Origin of the sequence: Streptomyces sp. NPDC091292 (assembly GCF_044757265.1) — a bacterium.
Classification (GTDB): Bacteria; Actinomycetota; Actinomycetes; order Streptomycetales; family Streptomycetaceae; genus Streptomyces.
On the sequence record NZ_JBIVUQ010000001.1, the window covers coordinates 117,644 to 139,665 of the forward strand.

At 70.5% G+C, this 22,022-nt stretch carries 17 protein-coding genes; 7 read left to right on the forward strand and 10 right to left on the reverse strand.

Annotation, left to right across the window (positions count from 1 at the left end; all coding sequences use genetic code 11):
- Positions 1–18: 18 nt before the first annotated feature.
- The 7 genes from ACIQNU_RS00450 to ACIQNU_RS00480 form a co-directional block, all read right to left on the reverse strand.
- Positions 19–213 carry a hypothetical protein gene (locus ACIQNU_RS00450; protein WP_401359136.1) on the reverse strand — a complete coding sequence of 65 codons (195 nt, stop codon included), beginning with the start codon at positions 211–213 and terminating at the stop codon, positions 19–21.
- Positions 214–263: 50 nt separating this feature from the next.
- A complete protein-coding gene (locus ACIQNU_RS00455) occupies positions 264–869 on the reverse strand; it encodes an ArsR/SmtB family transcription factor (protein WP_401359139.1) in 606 nt (201 codons plus the stop codon).
- A gap of 136 nt (positions 870–1,005) precedes the next feature.
- A complete protein-coding gene (locus tag ACIQNU_RS00460; protein ID WP_401362319.1) occupies positions 1,006–1,971 on the reverse strand; it encodes a glycine betaine ABC transporter substrate-binding protein in 966 nt (321 codons plus the stop codon).
- 29 nt (positions 1,972–2,000) lie between these two features.
- The gene (locus ACIQNU_RS00465) at positions 2,001–2,864 is read right to left on the reverse strand and encodes an ABC transporter permease (protein ID WP_401362322.1); all 864 of its coding nucleotides are present in this window, start codon (positions 2,862–2,864) and stop codon (positions 2,001–2,003) included.
- Positions 2,865–2,974: 110 nt separating this feature from the next.
- On the reverse strand, positions 2,975–4,243 hold the full coding sequence (locus tag ACIQNU_RS00470) for a betaine/proline/choline family ABC transporter ATP-binding protein (protein WP_401362325.1): 1,269 nt from the start codon (positions 4,241–4,243) through the stop codon (positions 2,975–2,977).
- Between the two features lie 106 nt (positions 4,244–4,349).
- Complete coding sequence (locus tag ACIQNU_RS00475) at positions 4,350–4,997, reverse strand: ABC transporter permease (protein WP_401362328.1); 648 nt, start codon at positions 4,995–4,997, stop codon at positions 4,350–4,352.
- Positions 4,998–5,089: 92 nt separating this feature from the next.
- Positions 5,090–5,560 (reverse strand): Lrp/AsnC family transcriptional regulator, encoded by a 471-nt coding sequence (locus ACIQNU_RS00480; RefSeq protein WP_401359142.1) that lies wholly within the window; start codon positions 5,558–5,560, stop codon positions 5,090–5,092.
- A 123-nt stretch (positions 5,561–5,683) separates the two neighbouring features.
- Here ACIQNU_RS00480 and hppD point away from each other — a divergent pair, with 123 nt between their 5' ends.
- On the forward strand, positions 5,684–6,841 hold the full coding sequence (hppD, locus tag ACIQNU_RS00485) for a 4-hydroxyphenylpyruvate dioxygenase (protein ID WP_401359144.1): 1,158 nt from the start codon (positions 5,684–5,686) through the stop codon (positions 6,839–6,841).
- A gap of 421 nt (positions 6,842–7,262) precedes the next feature.
- Positions 7,263–11,297, forward strand: coding sequence for an SGNH/GDSL hydrolase family protein (locus ACIQNU_RS00490; protein WP_401359146.1), 4,035 nt, complete (start codon positions 7,263–7,265; stop codon positions 11,295–11,297).
- A gap of 57 nt (positions 11,298–11,354) precedes the next feature.
- Here ACIQNU_RS00490 and ACIQNU_RS00495 read toward each other — a convergent pair whose 3' ends face one another.
- Positions 11,355–12,848 carry a tetratricopeptide repeat protein gene (locus ACIQNU_RS00495; RefSeq protein ID WP_401359149.1) on the reverse strand — a complete coding sequence of 498 codons (1,494 nt, stop codon included), beginning with the start codon at positions 12,846–12,848 and terminating at the stop codon, positions 11,355–11,357.
- Positions 12,849–12,945: 97 nt separating this feature from the next.
- Between ACIQNU_RS00495 and ACIQNU_RS00500 the strand changes: the two genes are divergently transcribed.
- Positions 12,946–14,316 carry an FAD-binding oxidoreductase gene (locus ACIQNU_RS00500; protein ID WP_401359152.1) on the forward strand — a complete coding sequence of 457 codons (1,371 nt, stop codon included), beginning with the start codon at positions 12,946–12,948 and terminating at the stop codon, positions 14,314–14,316.
- A gap of 43 nt (positions 14,317–14,359) precedes the next feature.
- Here the strand turns inward: ACIQNU_RS00500 and ACIQNU_RS00505 are convergent, their stop codons facing one another.
- A complete protein-coding gene (locus tag ACIQNU_RS00505) occupies positions 14,360–14,842 on the reverse strand; it encodes an SsgA family sporulation/cell division regulator (RefSeq protein WP_401359154.1) in 483 nt (160 codons plus the stop codon).
- 309 nt (positions 14,843–15,151) lie between these two features.
- Between ACIQNU_RS00505 and ACIQNU_RS00510 the strand changes: the two genes are divergently transcribed.
- Positions 15,152–16,588, forward strand: a complete 1,437-nt coding sequence (locus ACIQNU_RS00510) for an RDD family protein (protein ID WP_401359156.1) — start codon at positions 15,152–15,154, stop codon at positions 16,586–16,588.
- Between the two features lie 80 nt (positions 16,589–16,668).
- A complete protein-coding gene (locus tag ACIQNU_RS00515) occupies positions 16,669–17,349 on the forward strand; it encodes an RDD family protein (protein ID WP_401359159.1) in 681 nt (226 codons plus the stop codon).
- Positions 17,350–18,342: 993 nt separating this feature from the next.
- On the opposite strand, the gene ACIQNU_RS00520 is transcribed toward ACIQNU_RS00515, so the two are convergent.
- Positions 18,343–18,636: a hypothetical protein gene (locus ACIQNU_RS00520; protein ID WP_401359162.1), complete on the reverse strand. Its 294-nt coding sequence runs from the start codon at positions 18,634–18,636 to the stop codon at positions 18,343–18,345.
- A gap of 433 nt (positions 18,637–19,069) precedes the next feature.
- Here ACIQNU_RS00520 and ACIQNU_RS00525 point away from each other — a divergent pair, with 433 nt between their 5' ends.
- Both ACIQNU_RS00525 and ACIQNU_RS00530 read left to right on the forward strand, forming a co-directional pair.
- On the forward strand, positions 19,070–21,502 hold the full coding sequence (locus ACIQNU_RS00525) for an immune inhibitor A domain-containing protein (RefSeq protein ID WP_401359165.1): 2,433 nt from the start codon (positions 19,070–19,072) through the stop codon (positions 21,500–21,502).
- A gap of 123 nt (positions 21,503–21,625) precedes the next feature.
- Positions 21,626–22,006: a hypothetical protein gene (locus ACIQNU_RS00530; RefSeq protein ID WP_401359167.1), complete on the forward strand. Its 381-nt coding sequence runs from the start codon at positions 21,626–21,628 to the stop codon at positions 22,004–22,006.
- Positions 22,007–22,022: the final 16 nt, after the last annotated feature.

Here is a 22,022-nt window from a genome sequence, read left to right on the forward strand (position 1 = left end):
CCGCGCACCGCGCACGTCTCATATACCGGGACTCAGCCCTCCCCGGGCCGCGCGGGGCGTGGTGGCCAGGCGCAGGCCCACCTCGACCAGGGTCCACCCGAGGCGCGTACGCAGCGGGGACGAGTGGTGTGCCCGCAAGGGATACGCGGCGGCCTCGGCCGCCAGCTCTTCGGCGCGCAGTTCGTGCAGAGACAGATGGATGTCGGAGTGCATGGCGGATCGGTCCTCTCGGGGGTCCTGCGGATGGTCGGATGGTCGTACGGTCAGTCGAGGGGGCGCGGGAAGGCGTGCAGGTGGATACGCGTCTGCGCGGCCTCATCGCCACCGGTGCCGGACTCCTCGGCGAACTCCCGGTAGCTGTCGACGAGTTCATGGACCCGTTCGAGGAGTTCCCGGGCGCGGTCCGGGGTCAGTCGCAGCGTGAAGTCGCTGAGGTCGGACGCGCGCTGCCACTGCTCCGAGTGGCCGGCTCGGGTGCCGAGCCAGTTCGCCGTCTCCTGGGCGTGCGCGTTGGCCACCTCGTACAGATACAGGTGGGCGGCGCCCCGCACCTGGGGATCGTCGTGGCGCAACAGGCCGTCGCTGAAGGTCGTCCCGGTGTGGGTCGCGCGCCACCAGCGCTCGCGTCCCTTGCCGTGCCCGGGGTCGTCCTCGACGAAGCCGTGCGCCGCGAGCTGCCGCAGGTGGTAGCTGGTCGCGCCGCTCGACTCGCCCAGGCGGGCGGCGAGTTGGGACGCGGTCGCCGGTCCGTCGTGGCGCAACTTGCTGAGCATCGCCATACGGAGGGGGTGCGCGAGCCCGCGCAGGGAGCGCGCGTCGAGGGCGCGGACCGAGTCGGGTACGGGTACGGCGTCTTCTGGCTCCGGCATGGGTCCAAAGGTACCCTTGCAAAGAGATTGATGCAAAGGTTTCTTTGCGAGAGAGGCTTGCCCATAGGGGCGCGGGGAACTGCGCGACCAGCCACGAGCGACCGGCAGCCGACGAACCGCGCTCCCAGCGGAGCGTCTATCCCTTCTTGATGAACCCCTCCTGGACCAACCAGTCCAACGCCACCTCATGCGCGTCCTGCCCCTCCACGTCCACCTTGGCGTTGAGGGTCTGCGCCACCGTGTTGTCGAGCTTCCTGGTGATCGGGTCCAGGACCTCGCGGATGGCCGGGTGATTCTCCAGCGCCTTGGTGTTGATCTCCGGGGCGACGTTGTAGTTGGGGAAGAAGTGCTTGTCGTCCTCCATCACCGTCAGATCCATCGCCTTGATCCGGCCGTCGGTGGTGAAGACCTCGCCGTAGGTGCAGGTGCCCTTGGCGGCCTGGGTGTAGATGATCCCGGTGTCCATCTTGGTGATGTGGGAGTTCGGGATCTTCATCCCGTACGCCTTCTGCATCCCGATCAGCCCGTCGTCGCGCGACGCGAACTCGCTCTCCACGCAGAGCGTGACCGCGTTCGGGTCCGATACGGAGAGCGCGGCGACGTCCGACAGCGTCTTGGTCCCGTACTTCTCGGCGTTGGCCCGGTTCATCGCCAGTGCGTAGGTGTTGTTGAGCGCGGCGGGCGGCAGCCAGGTGATGCCGTTGGCGAGGTCGGCGTCCCGTACCGCCTCCCACTGCTTCTGCGGGTCGGTGATGGGCTTCGAGTTGCCCTGGTACGTGATCCAGGCGGTGCCCGTGTACTCGTACATGCCGTCCGCCGTACCGGACTTGACGGCCTCGCGGGCGCCGATCGAGCCCTGGATGCCCGTACGGTCGAGGACTTCGGCGCCCGCCGCCTCCCAGGCGATGCCCATGACGGCGCCGAGGATCAGCTGTTCCGTGAACTCCTTGGAGGTGACGGTGAGCTGTGCGCCCTTGAGCGGCAGGCCCTGCCCGATCGACCCCGGTTTCACGTCGTCGACCATGGGGGAGCCGCTGGTCAGCCCGCACCCGGCGAGCAGCGAACCGGCCAGCGCACCGGCAGCGAGGACGCGCACCCGCACCGGAACCCGTACCCCCGTCCCCGTACGCCTCACGTCCCCACCTCCAACCCCCGTGGTGTGAGCAGCAGTTCGGCCAGGGAAGCGAGCCAGTCCACGAACAGGGCGAGCGCCACCGTCAGGATCGAGCCGAGCAGCAGGACCGGCATCCGCTGGTTGGTGATGCCGGTGGTGATCAGGTCGCCGAGGCCGCCGCCTCCGCCGAAGGTGGCGAGGGTCGCCGTACCGACGTTGAGGACGAGCGCCGTGCGGACGCCCGCGAGGATCAGCGGGACGGCCAGCGGGAGTTCGACCTTGCGCAGCGCGCCGAGCGAGGACATGCCGATGCCGCGCGCCGCCTCCAGGAGGGTCGGGTCGTTGGCCCTCAGGCCCGCGATCGTGTTGGAGAGGACCGGCAGCAGCGCGTAGATGATGATGCCGATCAGTGCGGCCTTCTCGCCGATGCCGATCCAGATGACCAGGAGCGCGAGCAGGCCGATCGCGGGGGTGGCCTGGCCGACGTTGGCGATCGTCATCGCGAACGGCGCGGCCGGGCGCATCCGGGGGCGGGTCAGCAGGATGCCCAGCGGGATCGCGATGATCAGTACGAAGAAGGTGGAGATCGCGGTGAGCTGGACGTGCTCCCACAGACGCAGCCACACGATGCCGCCGGCCAGGGCGTTCTTGCTGATCGAGTCCAGGGTGGCGTTCTGGAACCACAGCCAGGTGGCCAGCAGGACGAGGGCCAGGACCGCGGGCAGGAAGGTCAGCTTCCGCCAGGTGATCAGGGCCGGCTCGCTGTCCCGTACGGCGGCGGGCGGCGGCTCCTGTTCGGCCTCGCCCGCGTCCCGGAACGACAGGCCCTTGACCTCGTGGGAGCCCGCGGGCCGCCCGTCGTCGGCCCGGTCCCCGCGCACCGCGGCGCCGCGCCGCCCGCCCGAGCCCGATCCGCCGGGCCCCGGCGCACCACCCGGGTCGCCCCCGCCACCGAGACCGCCGCCACGGCCACCGTCACCGCCGCCCCCGCTCACCCCTCCGCCCCCGCCGCGCCGCCGCCCTCCTGCTCCAGCTGGGTCTGGTGGGCGCGCATCTCCTCCAGTTCGTGCTGGTGCTCCCGCGCCTCCAGGCGGTCCGCTTCGAGGAGTTCCTGGACGGAGTTCATCAGCGTCTCCATGTCCACGACGCCCGTGTACTCGCCCCGGCGCCCGGTGACCGCGACCCGGCCCGCGTTGTCCGTGAGGACCGCCTCCAGGGCGTCCCGCAGCGTCGCGTCCCGGGTCACCGTGTCGTGCACCAGCGTGCCCGCGCGGGCGAGGGACCCCTTGGCGCGCATCAGGTCGCCCCGGCGCAGCCACTTGTACGGGCGGCGCCGCTTGTCGAGGAGCAGGATCTCGTTGGTGCCGCTGGACCGGAGCAGGTTGAAGATGCTCTGCAGCGGATCGTCCACGGTCACCGTCGGATAGTCCGTGATCTCCACGTCCCGTACGCGCGTCAGGTTGAGCCGTTTGAGCGCCGCGCCCGCGCCGACGAAGCCCGAGACGAAGTCGTCCGCCGGGTTGGTGAGGATCGCCTCCGGGGTGTCGAACTGGGCGATCCGGGACCGCTCGCGCAGCACCACGATCCGGTCGCCCAGCTTGATGGCCTCGTCGAAGTCGTGGGTGACGAAGACGATCGTCTTGTGCAACTCGTGCTGGAGCCTGATCAGTTCGTCCTGGAGATGGTCGCGGGTGATCGGGTCGACCGCGCCGAACGGCTCGTCCATCAGCAGCACCGGCGGATCGGCGGCCAGCGCGCGGGCGACCCCGACGCGCTGCTGCTGCCCGCCCGAGAGCTGCCGGGGGTAGCGGCCCTGGAACTCGCCGGGGTCCAGGCCCACCAGGTCGAGCATCTCCTCGACCCGCGAGGCGACCCGCGCCTTCGACCAGCCGACCATCTTCGGTACGAGTCCGATGTTCTGCGCGACCGTCATGTGCGGGAACAGGCCGGACGACTGGATCGCGTACCCGACCTTGCGGCGCAGCTTCACCGGGTCGATGTCCGTGACGTCCTCGCCCGCGATCCGGATCCGGCCGCTGGTCGGCTCGATCAGCCGGTTGATCATCTTCAGCAGGGTCGTCTTGCCGCCGCCCGAGGGGCCGACGAAGATGACTGTCTCGCCCGCCTTGATCTCCATGGAGACGTTGTCGACGGCCGGGTAGGAGCTACCGGGAAAGCGCTTCGTCAGGTTCTCCAGCTCGATGGTCGCGCCGGTGGTGGCGTTGGCGCCGCTCGCGCGCCCGTCGTCGCCGGAGTCCACGGCGGTCACGGTCGCCCCGGACACGGAACCGCCTTCGGACACCCGGCCCCCTTCGGACACGGAACCGCCTTCGGACACCCGGCCCCCTTCGGACACGGATCCCTCGTCAGACACGGATCCCCCTCGGAATGGTCAGCCGCCCGATGAGCACGTACGCGGCGTCGAACAGCAGCGCGAGGACGATGATCCCGAGCGTGCCGGCGAGCACCTGATTGAGCGCGTTCTTGCTGCCGAGCGAGGAGATACCGCGGAAGATCTCGTTGCCGAGGCCGGGCCCCGAGGCGTACGCGGCGATGGCGGCGATGCCCATCAGCATCTGCGTCGCCACCCGGATACCGGTGAGGATCGGCGGCCAGGCCAGCGGCAGCTCCACCCGAAGGAGCCGGGCGGCGCGGGACATCCCGATGCCCTTCGCCGCGTCCACGAGGGTCGCGTCCACGCCCCGCAGGCCCACGATCGCGTTCCGCACGATCGGCAGCAGCCCGTACAGGGTCAGCGCGATCACCGTCGGCGCGACGCCGAGCCCGACGATCGGGATCAGCAGTCCGATCATGGCGAGCGACGGAATGGTCAGCAGCGTGGACGTGGTCGTCGTGGCCAGATTCCCCGCCCACTGGCTGCGGTAGGTGACGACGCCGATGAAGACGCCGATGAGGGTCGCCACGACCATGCACTGGAAGACCGCCGACGCGTGCTGGCCCGCGTCCGTGAGCAACTGCTCGTGACGGCTGCTCAGGTAGCTCCAGAAGTTCACCGTGTCACCCGCGTCCCCGTCGTCACCCGTCCCTGACACCAGTCCCTGACACCCGTGCCCGACATCCGTACATCCGTGCATCCGTGCCCCGGTCAGGTGTCCTCGGACGCCTGTTCCACCAGCGGGATGAACCGCAGCGGTACGGGGTTCTCCATGACGATCGCCGTGGAGGCCCGGACGATGCCATCAAAACCCACGACCCGGTCGATCACCCGCTGGAGATCGGCGTTGGACCGGGCCACCAGACGGCACAGCATGTCCCCGGTACCGGTCGTCGTGTGCAGCTCCAGGACCTCGGGCACGGTGTCCAAATGCGCCCGTACGTCCGGCCCTTGGCCCTGCCGGATCTGGAGGGTCGCGAAGGCCGTGACCGGGTAGCCGAGGGCCGCCGGGTCGACCTGGGGGCCGAAGCCCCGGATGACTCCGTTCGACTGAAGCCGGTCCAGGCGAGCCTGCACGGTGCCGCGCGCCACGCCGAGCCTGCGGGACGCCTCCAGGACGCCGATCCGGGGCTCACGGGCGAGCAGCACGATGAGCCTGCCGTCCAACTGATCGATCGCCATAGCTGCCTCCCGAGATGGTCATGATGTACAGATCGCCCGACCATATTGGTCAGTCACTAGTCACTTTGCCCACCCAAAACGCAAACTATTGCGCACCTTGCGGAACGGGGGGAGCCTGCGGACATGGCAGCTACTTCTGCGCACACCCAGCCCGTGACCCCGTCCACCGCGCGTGAGGCCGACCCCTTCCCGGTGAAGGGCATGGACGCGGTCGTCTTCGCCGTCGGCAACGCCAAGCAGGCCGCGCACTACTACTCGACCGCGTTCGGCATGCGTCTCGTGGCGTACACCGGGCCGGAGCACGGCAGCCGCGAGACCGCGAGCTACGTCCTGGAGAACGGCTCCGCCCGCTTCGTCCTCACCTCCGTCATCCATCCGACGACCGACTGGGGCCACTTCCTCGCCGGCCATGTCGCCGCGCACGGCGACGGCGTGATCGACCTCGCCATCGAGGTGCCGGACGCGCGGGCCGCCTACGCGTACGCCACCGAGCACGGCGCCCGGGGGATCGTCGAGCCGCACGAGGTGAAGGACGAGCACGGCACGGTGGTGCTCGCGGCCATCGCCACCTACGGCGACACGCGGCACACCTTGGTCGAGCGCACCGGGTACGACGGCCCGTACCTGCCCGGGTACGTCGCCGCCGCGCCACTGGTCGAGCAGCCGGAGAAGCGCACCTTCCAGGCCGTCGACCACTGCGTGGGCAATGTGGAACTGGGCCGGATGAACGAGTGGGTCGGCTTCTACAACAAGGTCATGGGCTTCACGAACATGAAGGAGTTCGTGGGCGACGACATCGCTACCGAGTACTCGGCGCTGATGTCGAAGGTGGTCGCGGACGGCACCCTCAAGGTCAAGTTCCCGATCAACGAACCGGCCGTCGCGAAGAAGAAGTCGCAGATCGACGAGTACCTGGAGTTCTACGGCGGTGCGGGCGTCCAGCACATCGCGCTCGCCACGAACGACATCGTGCGGACGGTACGGACGATGCGGGCCGCCGGGGTCGCGTTCCTGGACACGCCGGACTCGTACTACGACACGCTGGGGGAGTGGGTCGGGGACACCCGGGTCCCGGTGGACACGCTGCGGGAGCTGAAGATCCTCGCGGACCGCGACGAGGACGGCTACCTGCTCCAGATCTTCACCAAGCCGGTCCAGGACCGCCCGACGGTCTTCTTCGAGATCATCGAACGCCACGGCTCGATGGGCTTCGGCAAGGGCAACTTCAAGGCCCTCTTCGAGGCGATCGAGCGGGAGCAGGAGAGGCGCGGGAACCTGTAGCTCCCCCCGCCTCCCACGACAGGACCCCATGAGAAGACCCCGCTGAGGCGGGGTCTTCTTCTTTTCGCGCCGTCGGGACCCCCCAGATGGCGGTGGCATGAACTGGCCAAAGAGCGGCCATCGAGACAACCTCCGGTTGCCCCGTATCCCCCGGAGGGCACCGGCATTTAGCGTCAGGGTGTCGAACGATCACGTGGGGGCGCGGCGGATCGTCGGCGACGTAGTCACGGGGGGTGACTGACGCGGCGTCGGTACGCGCCGCGCGCATGCCGGGCATCCCCCTTCCGCCCAGGATCCGTGCCAGCACCAGAGCCCAGAGCCCCGTACCCGTACCCGTACCGAGCCCTCTCCTGTCACGGCGACGACGCCGTGCGCTTCCGCCTGCCCGGAAACCGCTGAACCACCCCTGAAGGGACGTGTCTTGAGACGCAGAAGACGATATGTGGGCGGCGCCGCACTGGCCGCCTGCACCGTACTCGCCAGTTTCCTGCAGCCCTCCGCCTACGCCGCCGAAACCCCGCCGCCGGACGCCGCGAAAGGCTGGTCCGACACCACCGGGGAGGCCGCCAAGCCCGCCGCCGTACCCCCGGCCCAGCGCAAGGCGCTGCTTGGCGACGACTACAAGAAGTCCGGCGACCTCGCGTGGACCACGTCCGGTGACGGCACCGGGTTCCATGTGCTGGTCGCGGACGCCGCCGACGGGTACGCGTGGAAGAGCGCGGCGACCCTGTCCGAGCCCGGATTCGACACCGACGCCTGGATCGGCAACGCCTGTGTGACCGCGTCGGGCAAGCACGCGGCCGTCGCGTACGCGCCCCGCACCTTCACCAACAAGCCCGAGCTGATGACCCGTGGCGCCTTCACCGCCGTGGTCGACCTCACCACCGGCGAGGTCACCAAGCTGCCGTTCCAGGCGACCCTCGGCTACTTCTCGCCGGGCTGCGGCACCTCCGACAAGGCCGTCTTCTCGCAGTTCACGGATGACGGACTCAAGGAGAACGCGACCCGTCTCATCACGGTCGACGCGGCCCGGGGCAAGGCGTCGAAGCCGGTGAAGCTGCCGGGGCAGATCACCTCGGCGGTACCGGTCGGGAACCGTGTCGTCGCGGCCAGGGGCGCCGGAATCGTCACGGTCGACGGTACGACGGTCCGTACCGCCGCCTACACGAACGCGGTGCCGTTCCAGTTGATGCCGGACGCCGACGGGGGTGTGGTGTTCCTGGACCACGCCGCCGGCAAGCAGAGCGCGACGCGCGCCGAGATACGGAGGGTGACGGGCAGTCAGCTCGCGAAGGCGAAGTCCTCGGCGCCCGGCCGTTCCGTACCGAAGGCCATCGGGTCGGGCCGCCTGACCGGGCTCGACCTGGCGCGCTCCGCGTCCGGCACCGTCTACGTCACCGGAGAGGCCACGCTCGCCGACAGCGCTCCGGCCGTCGTGGAGCAGCCCGCGGGTCTCGCCAAGGACGTCACCGTCTCCACCCGTGGACTGACCGCCGTCTCGACCCGCTGGGCGGACGGCAAGGACTCCCGTATCCGCCCGGAGGAAGCCCTCACCGCGCGGACCGCCCGTACCGAACTGCACGCCCTGACGACGGGCCGGAAGGTCACGCTCGACGCGGCGCCCGGGTTGGCGCTCGGCGAGCGGAAGGCCGTGGCCCAGGGCACCGCGATCTCCCCGGCCCTCACCGGCGCGACCGGAGCCACCGGAGCCGCGAGTTCCGCAACAGGGACCAAGGCGATCGCCGCCGACACCCCCGTCGACGCCGACCGCTACTGCTCCGTCCCCCGCAACGACCCCAAGAAGCAGGCGTTCCAGCCCACGCCCCGGCAGGTCGAGTGGGCCGTGGACCAGGCCGTCGTCGGCAAGCTGAACAAGCACATCTCGCGCCCGGCGGACTGGAAGGACATGGGCATGGCGGCCTACCAGCCGCAGACCCTGTTCCCGCTGCGCTCGATGGCCGGTGACCCGGGCAACGACCCGGACTACCACATACCCGCGCAGGTGATGCTCGGTATCACCGCGCAGGAGTCCAACATGTGGCAGGCGACCCGGTTCGCCGTGCCCGGCGTGACCGCGAACTCCCTCATCGGCAACTACTACGGCATCAGCTACGACCCCAACGGCTCGCAGAACGACCCGTGGAAGATCGACTGGGCCGACGCGGACTGCGGTTACGGCATCACGCAGGTCACCGACGGCATGCGGATGAAGGGGAAGGAGAAGCCCGGCGAGACCGCGCTCAGCACCGCGCAGCAGGAGGCCGTCGCCCTCGACTACACCGCCAACATCGCCGCAGGCGTCAACATCCTGGTCGAGAAGTGGAACCAGACCAAGAACGCCGGGATGGTGATCAACGACGGCAAGCCGCAGTACATCGAGAACTGGACCTTCGCCCTGTGGGCGTACAACTCCGGCTTCTACCTGGAGGCCGACAAGGCCAAGAACGGCGGCTACTGGGGCGTCGGCTGGACCAACAACCCGGCCAACCCGCTGTGGAAGTCGAACCGGACCCCGTTCCTGGAGAACTCCGAGGGCAAGGACGACTACTCGCACGCCGCGACCCCGCAGCACTGGCCGTACCAGGAGAAGGTGATCGGCTGGGCCGCGCGGCCCATCTCCGCGATGTTCGCGCCCGGCGACATGCAGGCCGGCTACCGCGCCGCGTGGTGGAACAGCAACAGCCTGCGTACCGGCGCCAAGCCGGCCAACGACCTGTTCTGCACCGCCGCGAACAACTGCGTCCCCGGCAAGATCGGCGAGAACGACTCCAACGACCCGGGCAAGGGCGCCTGCACGCTGGACGACCCCAACTCGCCGGTGTGGCTGCACTGCTGGTGGAACAAGTCGGTCAAGTGGAAGGACTGTGCGGCGGGCGCCCAGTGCGGCTACCCGGTGCACCGCTTCAACGACACCTATCCGGAACAGCCCGACGGCAACGCCTATCCGCCGCGCTGCGACGCGGCCATCCCCTCCGGCACGTACATCGTGGACGACCTTCCCGACGGTGTCCGGCCCGCCGGATCGGCGCTGAGAACCTGCGGCAACATCTCGTCGGCGGGCACGTTCACCTTCGACTTCGCCGACTGGAACGGCACCAAACCGGGCCGGATCGACCTGCACCAGATCGGCGCGGGCGACGACAACCACTTCTGGTTCTCGCACACCCGTACGCCAGGCGGCGACGGCGACCGGCTGAAGACGACCGGCACCTGGTCGCTGAACTACAGCATGAACGAGTGGGTCCGCATCATGGCCCACCTGCCCGACCACGGCGCCCACACCCAGCAGGCGAAGTACGAGATCGACGCCGACGGCGACGGCGTCTTCGAGCGCACCCGCTACATCAGCCAGGAGCGCGGCAAGAACACGTGGGTCTCGCTCGGCGCGTACAAGGTCACCGGCAAGCCGAAGGTCAGGCTCGCCACCCAGACCGCCGACGGCACCGGCTCCGAGGACGTCGCCTGGGACGCCATGGCCTTCCAGCCGCTCGGCGCCAAGCCGAAGCACATGGTCGCGGTCCTCGGTGACTCCTACACCTCCGGCGAGGGCGCGGGAGCGTACGCGCCGGAGACCGACAAGGACCACGGCACCAGCGCGTGGAACGCCTGCCGCCGCAGCAACAACGCCTGGGCCCGCAAGATCACCCTGCCCGGCATGACACAGACGGTCGGCCAGAGCCAGGACGGCTACGGATACGACGCCGAACTCGGCTTCGTCGCCTGCTCCGGCGCGATGACCAAGAACATCGCCTACGTACCGTCGGGCAACGCCCAACAACCGCACCGCGAGGGCCAGTTCAAGGAAGTCCTCCAGGTCGACTCCGGCGTCCTCAGCCCCGACACGACGCTGGTGATGCTCACGGCGGGCGGCAACGACGAGACCGGATTCGCCTCCGCGATGACGGAGTGCGGAAACATCACGGACTGCAGCAACGACTCCAACTTCCTACCCAAGTACAAGGCGGTCGTGGACCGGATGATCCCGGACCTGGAGGCCGTCCTGACCACCGTCGCCTCCCGCGCGCCCAACGCCAAGGTCGTCCTCATGGGCTACCCGGAGCTGCTGAGCCGCACCGTCAAGTGCGCGGGCTCCTGGTACTACGACATGGGCGAGGTCAAGGCGCTCGCCGACCTCGTCAACTACGCGAACGGAGAACAGAAGAAGCTCGTGGACCGGCTGAAGGCCGGGGCGGGCAAGCTGAAGGTGGAGTACGCCGACCCGGTCGACGCGTTCGTCGGACACGGCGGCTGCGACGACCCCGAGTGGATCAACAAGATCGTCATCGGCCCCAACGGCGACGGCGACTTCCACAAGGGCGACCCGGCCGCCCCGGCCTGCCTCACCTCCGAGACCTGCCTCAGCCGCGAGTCCTTCCACCCGAAGAGCGCGGGCACCACGGGCTACGCGGACGTGATGCGCAAGCGACTCGGCGAGATCGGCTATACGGGGTCATGACCCGACCGCCGGCCTGAGTCCGAAGCCGGCCCGAGACCGAACGCCCTGCCCCCCGCGTCACCGTTTCGCGGGGGGCTTGGGGCGGCGGGGTGCGGGCGGCGGCAGCTCCACCGGGGCGCCCGGCGGCGCGTCCACCTCCTCCGGGCCGCCCGGGGCCGGCTCGCCCAGCGCCTCCTGCGCCTCGCGGACCCGGGGCGCGAACAGCGGCGAGAAGTACGCGTTCGTCCGCAGCGCCTCCTCCAGATGCCGGCGCGCCCCGCCGTCGTCACCGAGCGCCCCGTCGATCTCGGCGCGATGGAACGAGGCGAGCGCCGTACGCGGCCCCTTCTCGGCGGCCTTGCGGGCGAACTCCAGGGCCTCCTTGTCGTTGCCCGCCCGGTGCAGCGCCCACGCCAGCGCGTCCGCGGCCCGCGCGCTCCCGGCCCGCTTCCACACCTCCCGCAGCCCTTCCACGGCCACCTCGGGATCCCCGTGGTCCGCCTCGAAAAGACCCAGCACGAGCCCGTCGTCGACCCCGTCGGCCGCCCGCTCCCGTACCCGCGCCCGGACCTTTTCGTACTCGGCGCGCGCCTGGGCGCTCATCCGCAGGGACTCGTACAACTCGCCCAGCTCCAGCGCGTATTCGGGCGCGGGCCGCTTGGCCTGGGCGGCTTGATAGGCGCGTACCGCGTCCTGCGGGCGGCCGAGCGCCGCGAGCGCGCGCCCGCGTCCGGCGTGCGCCTCGGGCCGGTCGGGGTCGGCCCGCAGCGCCGTGTCGTAGAACCGCAGCGCGGCGGCCGGATCGCCCCGCTCCCAGGCCAGCTCACCGGCGCGCTGCTGACACAGGGCCTCCTCGGCGGGCGTGCGCGCGAGCGCCGCCGCGTCCGACAGCGTCGTCGCCGCGTCCTCCCGCCAGCCGCGCTCCCGGTACACCTGGCCCGCCCGGATCAGCGCGACCGTCCCGGTCCGCAGCGTGAGCAGCGCCTCCAGGGACCGGCCCGCCGCCTTCACATCGCCGAGCCCTGTGTACGCGTCGATCAGCGCCGGATAGCTCGTCCACCGCTTCGGCGCGAGCCGTACCGCCTCCTCGCCCCACTTCTTCGCCGCCGCGAAATCGTGCCGGGCGGCGGCCAGCGCGGCGAGCCCGTTCAACGCGTCGGCGTTGCCCTGCGGGCGGGCCTTCAGCGAGGACCGCAGCGCCTGGTCGGCCACTGGAAAGAACGCCGAATCCGCGGTCCGCTGCCCCCGCTCCACATACGCGGCCCCGAGCGCCGCCCACGTCTGCGCCGCCTCGGGGGAGCGGGGATGGTCCCGCAGATACGTTTCACGGTCACCGATCAGCGCCACCAGATCGGGCAGCAGCGCCGGAACCCCGGCGCCCGCCGCCGTCATCGCCCGCGCCACGGGCCCCGGCGCGGGCGGCGGCGTGTCGCGCGGCACATAGCTGGGCAGCAGCACGGCGAACCCGCCCAGGACGACGCTCCCGGCGAGGGAGGCGAGCACCACGCGCCCGAGGCGCGGGGCGGGGCGTCGCACGGCAGGGGACGGTCCACTCTCCTTGACGCTGTCCATGCCGCTCACTGTGCGCCAGTACGACGAACACACCCGGGCACCCGAAGAGGGTCGCCCACGGGTTCACACCGATGGCCCCGGATGCCAGGCTGTGATCATGAGCCGCACACTCATCGAACACCTCCTCGACGGTCTGCCGGCCGAAGCGGTCCTCACCGACCCCGACATCACCGCCTCCTACGCCCATGACATGGCGAGCTTCTGCGCCGCCGGAGCCCCGGCCGCCGTCGTCCTGCCCCGCACCGTCGAACAGGTCCAGCACGTGATGCGCACCGCCACCGCGCTGCGCGTCCCGGTCGTCCCGCAGGGCGCCCGTACCGGCCTGTCCGGCGCCGCCAACGCCACCGACGGCTGCATCGTGCTGTCCCTGGTCAAGATGGACCGCATCCTGGAGATCAGCCCCGTCGACCGCATCGCCGTCGTGGAACCCGGCGTCGTCAACGCCACCCTCTCCCGCGCGGTCAACGAGCACGGCCTCTGCTACCCGCCGGACCCCTCCAGTTGGGAGACCTGCACCATCGGCGGCAACATCGGCACCGCGTCCGGCGGCCTGTGCTGCGTGAAGTACGGGGTCACCGCCGAGTACGTACTCGGCCTCGACGTCGTCCTCGCCGACGGCCGCCTCATGTCCACCGGGCGCCGCACCGCCAAAGGCGTCGCCGGATACGACCTCACCCGGCTGTTCGTCGGCTCCGAAGGCAGCCTCGGCATCGTCGTCCGCGCGGTCCTCGCGCTCAAGCCGCAGCCGCCCGCGCAACTCGTCCTCGCCGCCGAGTTCGCGTCGGCGTCCGCCGCGTGCGACGCCGTCTGCCGGATCATGGCGGGCGGTCATGTGCCGTCCCTGCTCGAACTGATGGACCGTACGACGGTCCGCGCGGTCAACGCCATGGCGAACATGGGTCTCCCGGAGACCACCGAGGCGCTACTCCTCGCCGCCTTCGACACCGCCGATCCCGCCGCCGACCTGGCCGCCGTCGGCGCGCTGTGCGAGGCCGCGGGCGCCACCGAGGTCGTCCCCGCCGACGACCACGCCGAGTCCGAACTGCTGCTCAAGGCGCGCCGTCTGTCGCTCACCGCGCTCGAAGCGGTCAAGGGCACCACGATGATCGACGACGTGTGCGTACCGCGCTCACGGCTCGGCGCGATGCTCGAAGGCGTCGAGCGGATCGGCGCCAAGTACGACCTGACCATCGGGGTCTGCGCCCATGCGGGCGACGGCAACACGCATCCGACGGTCTGCTTCGACGCCGCCGACCCGGACGAGTCACGGCGCGCCCGCGAGTCCTTCGACGAGATCATGGCGCTCGGCCTGGAGCTGGGCGGCACCATCACCGGCGAGCACGGCGTGGGCGTCCTGAAGAAGGAGTGGCTGGCGCGCGAGATCGGCCCGGTGGGCGTGGAGATGCAGCGCGCCGTGAAACACACCTTCGACCCGCTGGGCCTCCTCAACCCGGGCAAACTCTTCTGACACCTCCTCGTGTACGTGTTCTCGTGGCCGTTTGCGGCTCGGCTCACTCCCCGTCCTGGGACTCGTCCGACGGCCACGGGTCGCGCAGCCACAGGTCGTCCTGGAAGCGGCCGAGTGTCGGTGCGAGCAGCTCGGCGAGGCCGTCGTCGATGCGGAGCTGCTCGGCCTCAGAGCCCGGAGGAACCACCCGGAGGGTGCGTTCCAGCCACGCGGACACCGGGGCGGCGGGCGCCTCAAGGAGCGCGTCGCCGTCCGGTGAGCTGAGCGCCACCAGGACGACGCTGCGCCCGTCGACCTTCGTCGGCCACACCCGTACGTCCCCGTGCCCGCACGGCCGGAACACGCCCTCGACGAGCAGTTCACGGGCGAAGGTCCAGTTCACGGGGTGGTCGGTGCCGATGTGGAAGGTGATGTGGACGGCGTACGGATCGTCCGTGCGGTAGATCAGCCGGGCCGGTACGGGGATGCTGCGCTCCGGCGACAGGACCAGTTTGAGTTCCAACTCGCGCTCCACCACGGTGTGCATCTAGGGCGTCCTCTCCTGCTTCTTCTTCCTGCTCTGACGGGCCCCGGTACGGGCCCACGGGAGGAGAGAGCGCGGTGGTACGCGGCCATTACGCGGGTTCGGGAAAGTTTTTTCACCGACTTCCCGGAAGCGGCACAGGTGTTGCCCGGAACGACACAGGTGTTGCCCTGAAGGACACAGGTGTTGCCCGGAGGGACACAGGTGTTGCCCGGAAAGAGGTGTGAACGGCAGGACCGGCCCAGGTCGGGGCGAGGGTCTGATAAATGTGGAGGCCCACCAAGACCCCCGAGCAGATACGGGACGACGGACATGAGCGCCCCAACCCCGGCACCCGGCGACGACAGGCCCCGCGAGGGCTATTACCCGGACCCGTCCATTCCTGGATATGTCCGGTACTGGAACGGCGCGGCGTGGGTTCCCGGTACGAGCCGTCCTGCGCCCTCGGACGGCGAGCCGCTGCGGAGCCCGCGTGACGCGGCACCCGAGACACCGGCACCGGCCCCCGCACCCGCACCCGCCCCTGCGCCGCCCGCCGTCGAGGAGACCGGTCCGGTCTTCTTCGACGAGGAGCCGGCGGCGGCGCGGGGCGGTGACCGGCCGGGTGACCGACCCGAGGTCCCGGCGCAGAACTCCCCGCACGGGAGCCGCCCCGAACCGGCCGCCGCCTGGGGCGCCGACGCCGCGCACCAGTCCGGGTTCGGCGGCGACCAGGACCGCCGGGTGTCGTGGGGCGCGCCGCCCGGCGCAGACCCGCGCGATCCGCGTGATCCCCGCGATCCGCGCGATCCCCGCGTCGCGGCGCCGGAGGACGCCCCGGCCGCCGGTCCCTCCGGGCCGACCTTCTCCGGGGCCGGCGCACCCGGGCAGGGCGAGGGCACGGTCACCTTCCGGCGCCCGACGGGTCCCGTACGGCCGGCGGCCGAGGCGCGGCCGGAGCCGCGGGACGGCACGATGGCGATCAGGGCGGTTCCGCCGAGGGCGGCTGCGGCCGGTGGTACGACAGCACCGCGACAGCCGTCGCCTCAGGCACCCCCCACGGCACCCTCCGTACCCTCCACTCCCTCCGCACCTTCGGTACCGCAGCAGGCGGGGCCCGCGGCTCCGTCGCCGCTGACGTCCGGGCCCGGCGGGGGGCAGCCGTCCTGGGCGCAGCAGGCGCACCGGCTCGGGGGCGCCGACCACGCCGACGAGAGCGCGCAGCCCGTCGTGCCGTGGAAGCCGCCCGTCAACGACCCGTTCCTGGCCGCCGCGCAGGCCCAGGCCGCGGCGCGCCCCGCGGGGCTCGGCAAGCGGTTCGTGGCGCGGCTGATCGACTCGGTCGTCCTCGGGGCCGTGACCGGGGCGGCGGCCGTACCGCTCGGGACCCGGGCCGCCGACCACGTGAACGCGAAGATCGATGCCGCGAAACTCTCCGGCCGGACCGTCACCGTATGGCTGTTGGACGGGACGACGGCGGGCTACCTCGGTGCGATCCTCGCCGTCCTGCTGCTGTTCGGTGTCGTCTACGAGGTGCTGCCGACCGCCAAGTGGGGGCGCACCCTCGGCAAGAGGCTGTGCGGTGTGACGGTGTGGGACATCGAGGCGCACGAGCCGCCGGAGTTCGGGGCGGCGCTGCGGCGGTGGCTGGTCTACAGCGTTCCCGGGGTGCTCGTGGTGGGTGTGGTCGGGGTGGTGTGGGGGGCGTTCGACCGGCCGTGGCGCCAGTGCTGGCACGACAAGGCCGCGCACACGTTCGTCTCGGGCTGACGGAGTGTCGGTGGTGCGGCGGTCCCTCGGACGGCCGCTCGCCGGATGCGGAGGCGGTGGGTTCGGGGTCGACTCGGGCCATGAGCACCGAACCGCCGCCGGGATCCGGTCAGCCGCCTGACGACGACCCGTTCAAGAAGCAGCCGCCGACGCCTCCGCCGGGCTCCGGCTCGCCGTACGGGGCTCCACCGCCGTCGGGTGGCGGCGGGGGCCCGTCCTGGGGTGCGCCGCCGCCTCCGCCGCCCCCTCCGCCGCCGAGCAACGACCCGTACGGCAGCGGTGGGGGCGGTCCGTACGGCGGCGAGGATCCTCTCGCGGGGATGCCGCCGCTGGCGGACAGCGGCAAGCGGGTGCTGGCGCGCATCATCGACATGATCCTGGTGGGGATCGTGGTGGCGCTGCTGTCGTGGGGGTTCGGCACCAGCTCGGTCGACGTCGACAAGGTGCAGACCGGCAAGTCCTGGGGCCAGTCCTTGATCGCGGCGATCCTCTACATCGCGTACGACACGGTGTTGATCGCGCGCACCGGTCAGACCCTCGGCAAGCGGCTCCTGAAGATGCGGGTGGCCAACCTGAGCGACGGCGCGACACCGTCCGTCCAGACGTCCCTCATCCGAGCCGCGGTGCTCTGGCTCCCCTTCGCCTTCTGCTGCGCCTGCATCTGGACAGCGATCTGCGGAGGCTGGAGCTTCTTCGACAAGCCGTACAAACAGGGCCTGCACGACAAGGCGGCGAAAACGGTGGAGGTAACGGTGGCATAGCCTCCGGCGGTTGACCGGGAAACCGGGCGCGCCGGGACGTCCCGTACCGGGGGTTGGGTCCGAGTCGGCCCTGCCTGACGAGGCACCCTCTGCAGGGGAAAGCGCCCCGCCGCGCCCGGAGACGGCACCAGCCGAAGGCGGGCCTGTCTCCGCCGCAGGCGGTGGTCGGCGGTGCGGAGTGAGCTGTGGGGGTGGGGTGGTCGCGATTGCCGCCGGACTCTCAGGGTGGTGGTTGGCCGTCGTGGCGGCGGGGAATGGGGGCCGTGGCCCATTGCGGCCGGGCCGACATTTCTCCCGGCGCCGGTGACGGTTCCCTCCCCGATCAGGGCCACCGCCGAAAGTGCTCATGCTCCTCGCGGGAGGCGCTTTTCTCTCCGCCGCAGTGGTGCTCAGCCACGTGGGTGGTGGTCGGCGGTGTCGAGTGAGCTGTGGGGGTGGGGTGGTCGCGATTGCCGTCGGACTCTCAGGGTGGTGGTTGGCCGTCGTGGCGGCGGGGAATGGGAGCCGTGGTCGGGTCGGACCGGGGCAGTGGCCCCTTGCGACCGGAGCCGGCATTCCGCCCCGCGCCGGTGACGCTTCCCTCCCCGCCCCGAGCCCCGCCGACAGGCTTCTCGCCGGAGGCGGTCCTCCGCCCCACAGGGGGATGGCCGCCCGACCGAGCCCATTCGGCAAGCCTCTCGCCGCATCCGGCCGTCAAGCCCTCTGCCGGGAGTAACTGCCCTCCCGGCCCTGACAGTTCCCCCCGCGCGGGTAACTACTTCCTTCACCGGGAGCAGCCTTCTGCCCCGCCGGAGGCGGGTTTCCTCTCGGCGGTGACACGTTCCGCAGTCCCGGAGCCGTCGTGCCCCGCTCCCCGCCCGGGTCAGAGCCCCGCAGGGACCGCCCCCGCCCGGTCGACCGCCGGAGGCCCCTGCCCCCGACCCCCAACCCCCGACCCCCGAGCCCCGCCACAGCCGGGCTCGGTGGTCGATAGCGCGTCGGCGAGAGCCGGCGTCAGACGTGGGGGTTCGATGCCCTGCTCAGGCCCGCCGTCGCGGTCTGGCGGTGGCGGGGTGCCGGAGTCGGGTCCGGTACCCGGGTGGCGGACGGAGCGGCAGAGGTCACCCGTCGTGATGATTTCGGGAGCGGCACCGTCACGGCGACCAGCAGGCCGAGGCCGAGCGCGGCGAGTGCGATGACCGCGACACCGATGCCGGAACTCGTCTGCGAGAGCAGAAGCATGGCGAGCGTGCAGCAGACGACGGTGGCGGTTCCATAGGTGAGCTGTGCGGCAGTCGGACGAGGCATGGCGTAATCCGTCCTCGGGACAGCAGTTGCGGACAAGGGCAAGCAAGCGGGGGGTGCGAGGTGTGGAGTCGGGTAGATGACTCCCCTCGCCTGCATGCCCGGGGAATCGAACGGTAAGCGTGACCTAACCGAGGTCGCCGGAGCATGGGGGGCGCACGGAGTCACCGAGTCCAGCAAGTGGACGGTTCGGCGCGCCGGTTGGACCCCGGAGCCGGGCATCTGTCATGTCCCGTAAGCCACACCGGATGTCCGCATACCGGAGCCGCCGCCCTGCATAGTGCACTTGGCCTGTTCAAGTCAAGATCTGTCTTTTCTCTCGCAACTTCGATCGAATGTCTCCACTTGTGACGCGCATGCCGCGCGCGGCCCTCCTTCACTGCGGGACACCCCCACACGGGCCGCTGCTCGCGGGCGCGGGGGAGGACTGCTTCAAGTGGACAGAAGACAGCGCACGTCGAGGGCGATCGCGGTGGTCGCGGCATTCGCCGCGGCCACCGTCGCGTATGTGGGCCCCGCCCAGGCCACGGGCGCCGGAGCCGACGCCGGCACCACCGCCAGCGCCAACACGCCCGGCATCGACCGCCAGGACCCGGCACCCGGCAAGGGCCACGTCGACCACGACCTCGACGGACCGTTCAGCGAGGCGCAGGCGCAGCAGCGCAAGTCGGCCCTGGAGCAGGTGCTCAAGGGCGACAAGAAGGTCCAGGAGCGCGGCGGTTCGAAGGTGGTGAAGCTCGACGACAAGAAGTACGTCGAGCTGGGCCGCGAGAAGACGGACAAGATCTTCACGATCCTGGTGGAGTTCGGCGACAAGGTCGACAACACGACCATGTACGACCCGGACGGCCCCGACGGCCCCAAGCCGCCCGTCGTCAAGTACGGCGGCACGCCGGGCCCGGCGCACAACACGATCGCCAAGCCGGACCGTACGAAGGACAACTCGACCGCCTGGCAGGCCGATTACAACCAGGCGCACTTCCAGGACCTGTACTTCGGCTCCGGCAAGGACGCCAAGGGCAAGCCGAAGGACTCCCTGAAGACGTACTACGAGAAGACGTCTTCGGGCCGCTACTCGGTCGACGGCGTGGTCTCGGACTGGGTCAAGGTCGACTACAACGAGGCCCGTTACGGCTCGAACTACTGCGGCTCCAGCAACTGCGCCAACGTCTGGGACGCGGTCCGTGACGGCGTCACCGCGTGGACCGCCGACCAGAAGGCCCAGGGCCGCACGGACGCCGAGATCAAGGCGACCCTGGCCGAGTACGACCAGTGGGACCGCTACGACTACGACAACGACGGCAACTTCAACGAGCCCGACGGCTACATCGACCACTTCCAGATCGTGCACGCCGGCGAGGACGAGTCCGCGGGCGGCGGCGCCGAGGGCACCAACGCCCTGTGGGCGCACCGCTGGTACGCGTACGGGAGCGACGCCGGACGCACAGGGCCGGCCGGCAACAAGGCCGGCGGCACCCAGATAGGTGACACCGGCATCTGGGTCGGCGACTACACGATGCAGCCGGAGAACGGCGGCCTCGGCGTCTTCGCCCACGAGTACGGCCACGACCTGGGCCTGCCGGACCTCTACGACACCTCCGGCGGCGCCGAGAACTCGGTCGGCTTCTGGTCGCTTATGTCGGCCGGCTCCTGGCTGGGCACCGGCAAGGACGCGATCGGCGACCTGCCCGGTGACATGACCGCCTGGGACAAGCTGCAACTCGGCTGGCTCGACTACGACCAGGCCAAGGCCGCGACCAAGTCGACGCACAAGCTCGGGGTCTCCGCGTACAACACGAAGAACCCGCAGGCGCTGGTCGTAGAGCTGCCGAAGAAGGCTGTCACCACGACCGTCGTGAAGCCCGCCGAAGGCGCCAAGCAGTGGTGGAGCGGCAGCGGCGACGACCTCCAGAACACCCTCACCCGCTCGGTCGACCTCACGGGCAAGGCCAAGGCCGCACTCACCCTCCAGGGCTGGTGGGACATCGAGGCCGACTACGACTACCTGTACACGGAGGTCTCCACGGACGGCGGCGCCAACTGGACGCCCGTGGACGGCACGGCGGACGGCAAGCAGATCACCCGTGACGGCGGCGACCGCCCCGCGCTGACCGGCCCCTCGGGCGCGTACAAGAACCTCGTGTACCCGCTGGACGCCTACGCGGGCCAGAAGATCGACGTCCGCTTCCGCTACGCCACGGACGGCGGTCTCGCCCTGATGGGCTTCGCCGCCGACACCATCGCGGTGACCGCCGACGGCACCACCCTCTTCAGCGACAACGCCGAGACGGACGCGGCCGGCTGGACCGCGAAGGGCTTCTCGCGGATCGGCGAGTCCTTCACCAACGAGTACGCGCAGTACTACATCGCCGAGAACCGGCAGTACGTGTCGTACGACAAGACCCTCAAGGTCGGCCCGTACAACTTCGGCTTCTCGAAGTCCCGTCCGGACTGGGTGGAGCACTACCCGTACCAGACCGGTCTGCTGATCTGGCAGTGGGACACCTCGCAGAAGGACAACAACGTCAGCCAGCACCCGGGCAAGGGTCTGATCCTGCCGATCGACGCGCACGCCGCGCCGCTGAAGTGGACCGACGGCACCCTGCTGCGGAACAAGATCCAGCCGTTCGACGCGCCGTTCAGCACGTACCGCACCGACGGTTTCACGCTGCACAGCGCGGACGTCGCGCTGAAGATCCCGTCGCAGCGCGGTGTCCCGGTCTTCGACGACCACAAGGGCACGTACTGGTACGCGACGAACCCCACCGGAAGCGTCCAGACCGCTGACACCAACACCCAGATCAAGATCGTCAAGCAGCCCAAGGACGGCTCGACGATCACCGTCCAGGTGGGTCGCTCGGTGAAGTAGAAGACGTTTTAGCAGGTCAGAGCATGATCGGCCGTTGCCCTCTAGCGGGGCGACGGCCGGTCGTGTTTAGGTGCGTCCTGTGAGTTCCTTATTGACGCTACGTCTCACGGGGGTGTGACCGGAATGGCCGCAGGAGGCTTCTGCAAGTTGCCGAACGGGAGTGTGGTGGTCGCGCTGAACCTGCCGAGCCCGATCCCGGGAGCGGTATCGGTGACGGTGCCGGGTCCGACGGGCGGACCGGCGAACGCGGCCCCCCTGCCGTACCCCGGCCTGCCCTGCGCCGGGCGCGTGCGGGTCCTCGTGCACGCCGCGAACAGGGCCCGCGCCCTGACCCGGCTACGGAACCTCGGCCTCCGCTCGGTGTACCTGCGCGGTAACGCGGAGCCACCGACCCCCGACGAGATCACCGCCGTCCTGCACCACCCCGACGGCCTCCTCTGGCGCACGGCCCCGGACAACCGGGCGGAACTCTGGCACCCGATCCGAGCCCTCCTGTCCCCCTGAGACCCGTCGGACGGGC

Coding starts and splice junctions, on each gene's coding strand:
- ACIQNU_RS00450 (WP_401359136.1), bottom strand. CDS start 213: ATGCACTCCGACATCCATCTGTCTCTGCACGAACTGCGCGCCGAAGAG.
- ACIQNU_RS00455 (WP_401359139.1), bottom strand. CDS start 869: ATGCCGGAGCCAGAAGACGCCGTACCCGTACCCGACTCGGTCCGCGCC.
- ACIQNU_RS00480 (WP_401359142.1), bottom strand. CDS start 5,560: ATGGCGATCGATCAGTTGGACGGCAGGCTCATCGTGCTGCTCGCCCGT.
- hppD (WP_401359144.1), top strand. CDS start 5,684: ATGGCAGCTACTTCTGCGCACACCCAGCCCGTGACCCCGTCCACCGCG.
- ACIQNU_RS00495 (WP_401359149.1), bottom strand. CDS start 12,848: ATGGACAGCGTCAAGGAGAGTGGACCGTCCCCTGCCGTGCGACGCCCC.
- ACIQNU_RS00500 (WP_401359152.1), top strand. CDS start 12,946: ATGAGCCGCACACTCATCGAACACCTCCTCGACGGTCTGCCGGCCGAA.
- ACIQNU_RS00505 (WP_401359154.1), bottom strand. CDS start 14,842: ATGCACACCGTGGTGGAGCGCGAGTTGGAACTCAAACTGGTCCTGTCG.
- ACIQNU_RS00510 (WP_401359156.1), top strand. CDS start 15,152: ATGAGCGCCCCAACCCCGGCACCCGGCGACGACAGGCCCCGCGAGGGC.
- ACIQNU_RS00515 (WP_401359159.1), top strand. CDS start 16,669: ATGAGCACCGAACCGCCGCCGGGATCCGGTCAGCCGCCTGACGACGAC.
- ACIQNU_RS00520 (WP_401359162.1), bottom strand. CDS start 18,636: ATGCCTCGTCCGACTGCCGCACAGCTCACCTATGGAACCGCCACCGTC.
- ACIQNU_RS00530 (WP_401359167.1), top strand. CDS start 21,626: ATGGCCGCAGGAGGCTTCTGCAAGTTGCCGAACGGGAGTGTGGTGGTC.